This window comes from Streptomyces sp. rh34 (assembly GCF_002551245.1).
Lineage (GTDB): Bacteria > Actinomycetota > Actinomycetes > Streptomycetales > Streptomycetaceae > Streptomyces.
Genome location: NZ_NTGZ01000280.1, coordinates 1 through 9,397 on the forward strand (window position 1 = coordinate 1; position 9,397 = coordinate 9,397).

Below are 9,397 nucleotides of genomic sequence, written 5' to 3' on the forward strand. Positions count from 1 at the left end.
GGGCCGCCGTCGCCCCGGGGCCCAGCAGGGCCGCTGCCGCGACGAGGGCGCCGGTCACGGTGCCCGCAGCCGCTCCGCGGGCCGTCTGCCGTTTCCATCCGGTATGACCGGTGCTGCGTGTGTGCGTCATCTAGTCAGGTCCTCCCACCCCAGAGGCCGGTGGATCTCCTCCAGCCGTCTGCGATCTTCCCAGGAAATTCACGAACTCGTACAACTGTTTACATCGTTCGGCTATCTGTTCCTGTGAGTCAGCAGACTCATCGACCACATGGGACCTGGCAGTCGCACATGGCGGCTCAGGACCCCTTTCTCCACTTGGGGAACACATGCGCATTCGTGCCACTGTCGCCGTTGTCACCGGCGCCCTGGCTCTGTCCGCTCTCGCTGTCCCGGCCGCGCAGGCCGATGAGGGCCGCTCGTGGTCCGGCGAGATCGAACTTCCCGCTCCGAAGGCGTCCTTCGGAGCGGAGACCGGTGCCGAGGCCGGTACCCCGTCCTCCGCGCGGGCCGCTGTGCAGGCCACCCAGGACGGCGACGCCAAGATCACCTCGGCGGTCGTCAACGGCGGCAAGCCGATCGTCGTCGGCACCAAGTCGAAGCAGACGGTGCCCTACACCGTGACGGCCACCGACGACTCCGGCATCGCCGGGGCCGCCGCGTTCATCTGGATCGGCTCGTCCGTCGATGCCGAGGACAGCTTCGGCTTCGGCCCGAACGAGAAGTCGATCTCCTGCAAGGTGGTCAGCGCGACCACCACGACCTGCAAGGGCACCATCACCCTCACCCCGGGGCTGCTGCTCAACTCGGACGCGACCTGGTGGCGTGTCGGGGCGGCGGCCGGCGCCCACGACGGCCAGGAGCTGGAGCGCGACTCCGTCTCCAAGGTCCGCGTCCAGCGCTTCTCCAAGCTGACCGTGAACGCCTCCCCGGAGCCCGTGAAGAAGGGCAAGACCATCACGGTCACCGGCAAGCTGACCCGTGCGAACTGGGGCACCGGTACGTACAAGGGCTACAGCAAGCAGTCCGTGAAGCTCCAGTTCAAGAAGAAGGGCGCCAAGAGCTACTCGACCGTCAAGACGGTCAAGACCAGCTCCACCGGCACCCTCAAGACGACCGTCAAGGCCTCGGCCGACGGCTACTGGCGCTACAGCTTCGCCGGCACGCCGAGCACCCCGGCCGTCTCGGCCAAGGGCGACTACCTCGACGTGAAGTAGCACAGACAGCCGGAAGCCCCCGGGAGGACCGTCGTCCTCCCGGGGGCCTTTCCGTGTCCGCGCTCCCGAGGGCTTCCGGCTGTCCGCCCCTACGCCCCGAAGCGCCGCCCCACCCAGCGCCAGACGAACTCCAGCAGGGCGGCCGCCGCCACCGCGATGCCGACCGCCGCCCACGGCATGGTCGTGCCGACCAGCTTCAGAGCGAAGAAGTCCTGGAGCCACGGCACCACGAGCACGATCAGGAAGCCGAGCCCCATCGCCGCCACCAGGCCGATCCGCCACCACGTGTACGGGCGGGCGATGATCGCCAGAACCCACATCGCGACCAGGAACAGCGTCAGCGTCGCCGCGCTCGTCTCGGCCGCCAGTGCGCCCTCGCCGCTGTAGTGGTGCCGCGCCACCAGGTACGTGGTGAAGGTGGCCGCCGCCGCGATGACGCCCGAGGGGATCGCGTACCGCATGACCCGGCGTACGAAGTGGGGCTGGGCCCGCTCCTTGTTGGGCGCGAGCGCCAGGAAGAACGCGGGGACGCCGATGGTCAGCGTGGCCAGCAGCGTCAGGTGCCTCGGCAGGAACGGGTACTCCACCTGCGTGCAGACCACCAGGATCGCCAGCAGCACGGAGTAGACCGTCTTGGTGAGGAAGAGGGTCGCGACGCGGGTGATGTTGCCGATCACCCGGCGGCCCTCGGCGACCACCGACGGCAGCGTCGCGAAGCTGTTGTTCAGCAGCACGATCTGCGCCACCGCCCGCGTCGCCTCCGAGCCCGAGCCCATCGACACCCCGATGTCGGCGTCCTTGAGCGCCAGCACGTCGTTCACCCCGTCGCCGGTCATCGCGACCGTGTGGCCGCGCGACTGGAGGGCGGCCACCATGTCCCGCTTCTGCTGCGGGGTGACCCGGCCGAAGACCGCGTTCTGTTCCATGGCCGTGGCCATCTCGTCCGGGTCGGTGGGCAGCCGGCGGGCGTCCAGCGTGTTCTCGGCGCCCGCGAGGCCCAGCTTCCCGGCGACCGCGCCGACCGAGACCGCGTTGTCGCCGGAGATGACCTTGGTGGCCACGTTCTGGTCGGCGAAGTAGGCGAGCGTGTCGGCCGCGTCCGGCCGCAGCCGCTGCTCCAGGACGACCAGGGCGGTGGGGGCGGCTCCGGCCGCCGCGCCGGGCGCGTTCAGCTCGCCCTCGGCACGGGCCAGCAGCAGCACCCGCAGGCCCTGCTCGTTGAGGTGTTCGATCTCGGTGAGGGTCGCGTCGCCCTCGGACAGCAGGACGTCGGGGGCGCCGAGCAGCCAGGCGGAGGCCGTTCCGTCGGCCTCGGCGAACGCCGCGCCGCTGTACTTGCGCGCCGAGGAGAACGGCATCGCGTCGGTGACCGTCCAGCTCTCCGCCTCACCCCCGTCCGCCGGATGCGCCCCGTCGTCGCCGCGGCCCGCCGGGTACGCGTCGATGATGGCCTGGAGACTGGCGTTGGGCCGGGGGTCCGAGGAGCCGAAGGACCGCAGCACCCGCGTCACGTACGCCTCATCGCTCCCGTTCAGCGGCCGGACCTCCGTGACGTCCATGCCGCCCTCGGTGAGGGTCCCCGTCTTGTCCAGGCAGACCACGTCGACCCGGGCGAGGCCCTCGATCGCGGGCAGCTCCTGCACCAGGCACTGCTTGCGGCCCAGCCGTACGACGCCGATGGCGAAGGCGACGGAGGTCAGCAGGACCAGGCCCTCGGGGATCATCGGGACGATGCCGCCGACGGTCCGGGCGACGGAGTCCTTGAAGTTGTTGTCCTTCACGACCAGCTGGCTGATGATCAGCCCGATCGCCGTCGGCACCATCATCCACGTGACGTACTTCAGGATCGTACTGATGCCGCTGCGCAGCTCCGAGTGGACGAGCGTGAAGCGTGACGCCTCCTCGGCGAGCTGGGCGGCGTACGCCTCGCGGCCCACCTTGGTCGCGGTGAACGCCCCGCCGCCCGCGACGACGAAGCTGCCGGACATCACCGGGTCGCCGGCCCGCTTGATCACCGGGTCGGCCTCCCCGGTGAGCAGCGACTCGTCGATCTCCAGGCTGTCGGCCTCGGCGACCGTGCCGTCCACGACCACCTTGTCCCCGGGGCCCAGTTCGACCAGGTCGCCGAGGACGATCTCGGAGGTGGAGATCTCGGCGGCGACGCCGTCGCGCCGCACGGTCGGCTTCGCCTCGCCGATGACCGCGAGGCTGTCCAGGGTCTTCTTGGCCCGCCACTCCTGGATGATGCCGATACCGGTGTTGGCGACGATCACGAAGCCGAAGAGGCTGTCCTGGATCGGCGCGACGAACAGCATGATCACCCAGAGCACGCCGATGATCAGGTTGAACCGGGTGAGGACGTTGGCCCGGACGATCTCGGTGACCGAGCGCGACGAACGTACGGGTACGTCGTTGACCTCGCCCCGCGCGACCCGCTCGGCGACCTCGGCGGTGCTCAGACCGTCCGGCCTGCCGGGCGGGGGCGGCTCCACGGGGTGCGCGGGGTCGAGTTCCGCCCCCGCGTCGATCATGGCCGGCCGGGAGGGTCCGGGGGTCTGCTCCCCGGAGGAATCGAGTGCCCGCTGCGTCATGGCTCCGACGGTACGGGCGTGCGCGGCGAATCACCCGCCGGAGGGCGGAAGATCCGACCAGGGGAGGACGAAGTCGGTCCCGAGGTCGTACGGGAGCGAGCCCGACGTGGTCGGGGCGGTGCGGTCGGTGCGGTCGGTGCGGCCCGCAGCGGTCGGGGCGGTGCGGTCGGTGCGGCCCGCCGTGCTCAGGCGGAGTGATCCGTCCGGTCGGTGCGGTTCGCCGTCCCGCCGCCCAGTGCGCTGTCGGTCGCCTCGGCCCCCACGGCGTCCTTGGCCTCGGCCTCGGCCGCGTGCCGCTTGAGGGCGGCGTCGCGCCCACGGACGTACCAGATGCCGATCAGGCCGAGCCCGGCGCCGGCCAGCGGGGTCCACACCCACCAGGTGTGGCCGCGGTCGGCGAACCAGCCGTAGAAGGGGAGCTGGGCGAGGAAGAGGACGAACCACAGGATCGTGCCGCCGACGACGGTGGCGACGACGGGGCCCTCCAGGGGTTCCGGCGCCTCGTGCTTCGGTGTCCACTTCTCCATGAGTTCAGTGTATGGGGGCCGCCTGATCGGGGGGTGTACGGCCCGGACGGACCAAGGGGCTACGCGGGTCTACGCGCGGAGATAGCGATCTTCGCTTGATGTATTCATACTGAATCTGCTTTGGGTTGGCTCGATTCGTTCGTCTGAACATCCAATTTCGATCACCTTTTGCCCCATCGCACCCACCCCCTCTACGTACGACTGAGGTCACCCATGCCCCCCTCGGCCACCGCTCCGGTCGACTCCCCGCCCCCTGCGGCCCCGCAGTCCCAGGGCAGCCTGGACCGGTTCTTCAAGATCTCCGAGCGGGGGTCGACCGTCGCCCGCGAGTTCCGCGGCGGGCTCGCCACGTTCTTCGCGATGGCGTACATCATCGTGCTCAACCCGATCATCCTGGGCAGCGCGAAGGACATGTACGGCAACCAGCTCGACAACGGTCAGCTGGTCACCGCGACCGTGCTGTCCGCCGCGTTCTCCACCCTGCTGATGGGCGTCATCGGCAATGTGCCGATCGCGCTCGCCGCCGGGCTCGGCGTCAACACGGTCGTCGCGCTCCAGCTCGCCCCCAGGATGAGCTGGCCGGACGCGATGGGCATGGTCGTCCTCGCGGGCATCGTGGTGATGCTGCTGGTCGCCACCGGGTTGCGGGAACGCGTGATGAACGCCGTGCCGAAGTCGCTCCGCAAGGGCATCGCGATCGGTATCGGCCTCTTCATCCTGCTGATCGGCCTCGTCGACTCGGGCTTCGTCTCGCGTATGCCGGACGCCGCTCACACCACCGTGCCGCTCCAGCTCGGCGGCACCGGCCACCTCGACGGCTGGCCCGTGCTCGTCTTCGTCCTCGGCGCGCTGCTCACGCTCGCGCTGATCGTGCGCAAGGTGCCCGGCGCGATCCTGATCTCGATCATCGCCATGACGGTTCTCGCCCTGGTCATCGACGCGGTGGCGGGCCTGCCCGACGGGGCGTGGGGCCTGACGACGCCCGCGTGGCCGGGCAACCCGGTCTCCGCGCCGGACTTCGGGCTGCTCGGCGAGGTCAGCCTGTTCGGCGGCTTCGAGAAGGTCGGCATCCTGACCGGCGTCCTGTTCGTCTTCACCGTGCTGCTTTCCTGCTTCTTCGACGCGATGGGCACCATCCTGGGCGTCGGCGACGAGGCGAAGCTGATGGACCGGGACGGCAACTTCCCCGGCATCAACAAGGTGCTGTTCGTGGACGGCATCGCGGTCGCCGCGGGCGGCGGCAGCTCCTCCTCCGCCACCACGTGCTTCGTGGAGTCCACCGCGGGCGTCGGCGAGGGCGCCCGCACCGGACTGGCGAGCGTGGTGACCGGTCTGCTCTTCTCGGTGGCGCTGTTCCTCACACCGCTGGCGACCATGGTCCCGTCGCAGGCGGCCACTCCCGCCCTGCTGGCGGTCGGCTTCCTGATCATCGCGGGCTCGGTGCGGGACATCGACTGGAGCGACTACACGCTCGCGGTCCCGGCGTTCCTCGCGATGGTGATGATGCCGTTCACGTACTCGATCACCAACGGCATCGGCATCGGCTTCGTCGCCTTCTCCGTGCTGCGCCTGGCGGCCGGCCGCGGCCGCGAGGTCCCGGTGGCCATGTACGCGGTCTCGGCGGTGTTCGTCTTCTACTACGCGATGCCGGCGCTCGGCCTCACGTGATCGGTTCCTCCGTGATGTCGCTGCCCGGCCTCAGGTGATCGGTGGTGTGACGCTCCCCCGGGCGTCGCCGTAGAACTTCTCCGTCTCGTCGACGGCCGCCTTGAAGCGTTCGTCGAAGTCGTCGCGCATGAGCGTCCGGACCACATAGTCCTGGACGCTCATGCCGCGTTTCGCGGCGTGCTGCCGGAGCCGGTCGAGCAGCTCACCGTCTATCCGCAGGCTGAGCACTGTCGATCCCATGTCCAGCAGGGTCGCCGCCCCGGAGCGCTCCGTGCGTCGCTTTCCGCTTCTAACTCACTCGTTCGGGTGATCAGTTCTTCGCGCGTGTACCACCAGGTGGTATTTAGGTTGGGTAATGAGTTACGCTAACAAACATGCCTGACCTGATCCACGACGGCGACAGTGCCGCCGCCGTGAGCTCCCTCCGCTCCGCCGTGATGCTGCTGGGCCGTCGCCTGAAGCACCAGCGCGTCGACGAGTCGCTGAGCCCCACCGAGATGTCGGTGCTCGGCACCCTTGCCCGCTGCGGTTCGGCCACCCCCGGTGAGCTGGCCCGCAAGGAGCACGTGCAGCCCCCGTCGATGACCCGCATCGTCGCGCTGCTGGAGGCGAAGGGGCTGGTCAGGCTGGAACCGCACCCCGATGACCGTCGGCAGAAGAGGGTCAGCCAGACCGAGCAGGCCGAGGCCATGCTCGCGGAGAGCCGCACCAAGCGGAACGCCTGGCTGTCCCACCTCGCCGAGGGCCTGGACGAGGACGAGTGGGAGACGCTTCGGGCCGCCGCGCCCGTGTTGGAGAAGCTCGCCCACCTGTGACCCCGCGGGCGCGCCGACGATGATCCGCCGCCGGACCGGAAGCACGAGCCGGCCCGGCCCGGATCACCGCCGGAGCGCCCGTCGTCACGTCCTCGTCGGACCGAACGCCGCAGACGCCCGAGGAGGCGAACCCTTTTGAGTACGGGATCCGGAGCAGACTCCGCCCCCGCACCGACTTCCACCCACGAGAGCAAGACCGGCGGGACCTTCTCGTCGCTGAAGATACGTAACTACCGCCTGTTCGCCACGGGCGCCGTGATCTCCAACACCGGTACCTGGATGTCCCGCATCACGCAGGACTGGCTCGTGCTGAGCCTCACGGGTTCCGCCACCGCCGTGGGCATCACGACGGCCCTGCAGTTCCTCCCGATGCTGCTCTTCGGCCTGTACGGCGGCGTCATGGCCGACCGCCTCCCGAAGCGGCAGATCCTGCTTGTCAGCCAGGCCCTGCTCGGCCTGTGCGGCATCGCCCTGGCCGTCCTGACCCTCTCCGGGGTCGTGGAGGTCTGGCACGTCTATCTGGTCGCCTTCCTCCTCGGCATGGTGACCGTCGTCGACAACCCGGCCCGCCAGTCGTTCGTCTCCGAGATGGTCGGCCCCGCGCAACTGCGCAACGCGGTCAGCCTGAACTCGGCGAACTTCCAGTCCGCCCGGCTGATCGGCCCCGCCGTCGCGGGCGTCCTGATCACCACGGTCGGCAGCGGCTGGGCCTTCCTGCTCAACGGGCTCTCCTTCCTGGCCCCGCTCATCGGCCTGCTGATGATGCGGACCAACGAGATGCACGCCTCGGTGACCGTGCCCCGCGCCAAGGGACAGCTCCGCGAGGGCCTGCGCTACGTCCGGGGCCGCCCCGAGCTGATCTGGCCGATCGTCCTGGTCGGCTTCGTCGGCACGTTCGGCTTCAACTTCCCGATCTGGCTGACCGCCTACGCCGACGAGATCTTCGACGGCGGCGCGGGCATGTACTCGTTCTTCAACATCCTGATGGCGGCCGGTTCGCTGGCCGGCGCGCTGCTCTCGGCCCGCCGCCGCTCCACGCGGCTGCGGATGCTGGTGATCGCGGGCACGGCGTTCGGGCTGCTGGAGATCGCCGCCTCGCTGTCCCCGTCGGTCTGGATGTTCTCGATCCTGCTGGTCCCGATCGGCATGCTCGGCCTGACCACGAACATCACCGCGAACACGAGCGTCCAGATGGCCGCCGACCCGGAGATGCGGGGCCGGGTGATGAGCCTGTACATGATGGTCTTCGCCGGGGGTACGCCGGTGGGCGCCCCGATCGTCGGCTGGATCAGCGACACGTACGGCGCCCGCACCGGCTTCGCGGCCGGCGGCGCGATCTCGGTGATCGCCGCCCTGGGCGTCGGCTTCGCCCTCGCCCGCGTCGGCGGCCTCCGCCTGAAGGTCGACCTCCGCCCGGGCCGCCCGCACGTCCGCTTCGTCCCGCGCGAGCAGTTGGCGACGGCGGCGTGACCCGCGGGGAACCGCCCTCCTCCCGGAGTGGGAGGAGGGCGGTTCCCGTATGGCCGGGCGGGGTCGGTTGCCGGGCCGGTCACGGGTTCAGTCGCGGGGAAAGGCGTCGGTCGCGAGGACGAGGCCGACGACGGTCGAGGTGAGGTCGACAGGGGTGCCGAAGTCCAGGCTCAGGACACTGCGGTACTCGTCCTCCTTCGGGAGGGTGTGCAGGTGCCAGGTGCCGGTGTACGGATCGACGATGAGGTAGACGGGGACACCGGCGAGCGCGTAGGTGGCCTTCTTGGAGCCGTAGTCGTTGGCGGCGGTGCTCCTGGAGATCACCTCGGCGACGAACTCGACGTCCTGGTAGCGCCAGCGGCCGTCCGCGGTCTTGGCCGCGTCCTGCGTGACAGCCGCGACATCGGGGGCGAAGCCGTTGAGCAGGCCGGGGAAGTCGATGCGCACGTCGGTCTTCAGCTGCCGGCGTCCGTAGGCGGTGCGCAACTGCTCCAGGATGTCGAAGGTGATCTCCCAGTGTGTGTCCCGCTGCGGCGACATGTGAACGGTCCCCTCGACGATCTCGACCTTGAATCCCTCGGGGACGGGCTCAAGCCACTCGAACATCATGTCCAGGGTGCGCTCGTCGCTGATGTCGGCCATGTCGATCCTGTCGGTGTCTACGACGGTCATCGTGCCGCTCCTCCCCGCTGCCGCACGGGCGTGCGGGCAGCCGCGTAGTACAACGATAGGCCCGGTGCCCCGGACACGCCCGGACCTGCCAGACTCGCGCGCATGAGCAGCCACAGCTCCGGCCGTCCGCCCGCCCAACGCCTCTTCGCCGCCGTCCTGCCGCCCGCCGGGGCCGTCGCCGGACTCCGGGCCGCGCTGGCACCGCTCCACGCGCTGCCCGGAGCGGGGGACCTGCGGTGGACGGGCCCCGAGGGCTGGCACTACACGCTGGCGTTCTACGGCGCGGTGCCCCAGGACGTCCTGCCGGAGCTGTGCGCGCGCCTGGAGCGGGCCGCGCACCGCACCGAGCATTTTCCGCTCCGTGTGCACGGTGCGGGGCACTTCGGCGGGCGGGCCCTGTGGGCCGGGGCGGCGGGCGGGCTCGACACGCTGCGACTGCT

At 70.1% G+C, this 9,397-nt stretch carries 9 protein-coding genes; 5 read left to right on the top strand and 4 right to left on the bottom strand.

Annotated elements, in window-relative coordinates:
- The first annotated feature begins 326 nt into the window (after positions 1–326).
- Positions 327–1,214 (top strand): calcium-binding protein, encoded by an 888-nt coding sequence (locus CR470_RS32260; RefSeq protein ID WP_097871010.1) that lies wholly within the window; start codon positions 327–329, stop codon positions 1,212–1,214.
- An 89-nt stretch (positions 1,215–1,303) separates the two neighbouring features.
- On the opposite strand, the gene CR470_RS32265 is transcribed toward CR470_RS32260, so the two are convergent.
- Together CR470_RS32265 and CR470_RS32270 are read right to left on the bottom strand one after the other, a co-directional pair.
- Positions 1,304–3,805: an HAD-IC family P-type ATPase gene (locus CR470_RS32265; protein WP_097871011.1), complete on the bottom strand. Its 2,502-nt coding sequence runs from the start codon at positions 3,803–3,805 to the stop codon at positions 1,304–1,306.
- 185 nt (positions 3,806–3,990) lie between these two features.
- The gene (locus CR470_RS32270; protein ID WP_097871012.1) at positions 3,991–4,332 is read right to left on the bottom strand and encodes a DUF2530 domain-containing protein; all 342 of its coding nucleotides are present in this window, start codon (positions 4,330–4,332) and stop codon (positions 3,991–3,993) included.
- Between the two features lie 213 nt (positions 4,333–4,545).
- On the opposite strand from CR470_RS32270, the gene CR470_RS32275 reads away from it, so the two are divergent.
- Positions 4,546–6,000: an NCS2 family permease gene (locus CR470_RS32275; RefSeq protein ID WP_097871013.1), complete on the top strand. Its 1,455-nt coding sequence runs from the start codon at positions 4,546–4,548 to the stop codon at positions 5,998–6,000.
- A gap of 30 nt (positions 6,001–6,030) precedes the next feature.
- On the opposite strand, the gene CR470_RS32280 is transcribed toward CR470_RS32275, so the two are convergent.
- The gene (locus CR470_RS32280) at positions 6,031–6,240 is read right to left on the bottom strand and encodes a hypothetical protein (RefSeq protein ID WP_097871014.1); all 210 of its coding nucleotides are present in this window, start codon (positions 6,238–6,240) and stop codon (positions 6,031–6,033) included.
- A 134-nt stretch (positions 6,241–6,374) separates the two neighbouring features.
- Between CR470_RS32280 and CR470_RS32285 the strand changes: the two genes are divergently transcribed.
- Both CR470_RS32285 and CR470_RS32290 read left to right on the top strand, forming a co-directional pair.
- Positions 6,375–6,815: a MarR family winged helix-turn-helix transcriptional regulator gene (locus CR470_RS32285; protein ID WP_007452526.1), complete on the top strand. Its 441-nt coding sequence runs from the start codon at positions 6,375–6,377 to the stop codon at positions 6,813–6,815.
- 135 nt (positions 6,816–6,950) lie between these two features.
- Positions 6,951–8,285 carry an MFS transporter gene (locus CR470_RS32290; protein WP_097871015.1) on the top strand — a complete coding sequence of 445 codons (1,335 nt, stop codon included), beginning with the start codon at positions 6,951–6,953 and terminating at the stop codon, positions 8,283–8,285.
- A gap of 87 nt (positions 8,286–8,372) precedes the next feature.
- On the opposite strand, the gene CR470_RS32295 is transcribed toward CR470_RS32290, so the two are convergent.
- Positions 8,373–8,957 carry a Uma2 family endonuclease gene (locus tag CR470_RS32295; RefSeq protein WP_097871016.1) on the bottom strand — a complete coding sequence of 195 codons (585 nt, stop codon included), beginning with the start codon at positions 8,955–8,957 and terminating at the stop codon, positions 8,373–8,375.
- A gap of 102 nt (positions 8,958–9,059) precedes the next feature.
- On the opposite strand from CR470_RS32295, the gene CR470_RS32300 reads away from it, so the two are divergent.
- The coding region (locus CR470_RS32300; protein WP_306667826.1) for a 2'-5' RNA ligase family protein at positions 9,060–9,397 on the top strand (338 nt) is incomplete at its 3' end.

What these genes read in the sequence shown, in the direction of transcription:
- CR470_RS32260 (WP_097871010.1), top strand. Translation starts at nt 327, where the DNA reads ATGCGCATTCGTGCCACTGTCGCCGTTGTCACCGGCGCCCTGGCTCTG.
- CR470_RS32270 (WP_097871012.1), bottom strand. Translation starts at nt 4,332, where the DNA reads ATGGAGAAGTGGACACCGAAGCACGAGGCGCCGGAACCCCTGGAGGGC.
- CR470_RS32275 (WP_097871013.1), top strand. Translation starts at nt 4,546, where the DNA reads ATGCCCCCCTCGGCCACCGCTCCGGTCGACTCCCCGCCCCCTGCGGCC.
- CR470_RS32285 (WP_007452526.1), top strand. Translation starts at nt 6,375, where the DNA reads ATGCCTGACCTGATCCACGACGGCGACAGTGCCGCCGCCGTGAGCTCC.
- CR470_RS32295 (WP_097871016.1), bottom strand. Translation starts at nt 8,957, where the DNA reads ATGACCGTCGTAGACACCGACAGGATCGACATGGCCGACATCAGCGAC.
- CR470_RS32280 (WP_097871014.1), bottom strand. Translation starts at nt 6,240, where the DNA reads ATGGGATCGACAGTGCTCAGCCTGCGGATAGACGGTGAGCTGCTCGAC.
- CR470_RS32265 (WP_097871011.1), bottom strand. Translation starts at nt 3,805, where the DNA reads ATGACGCAGCGGGCACTCGATTCCTCCGGGGAGCAGACCCCCGGACCC.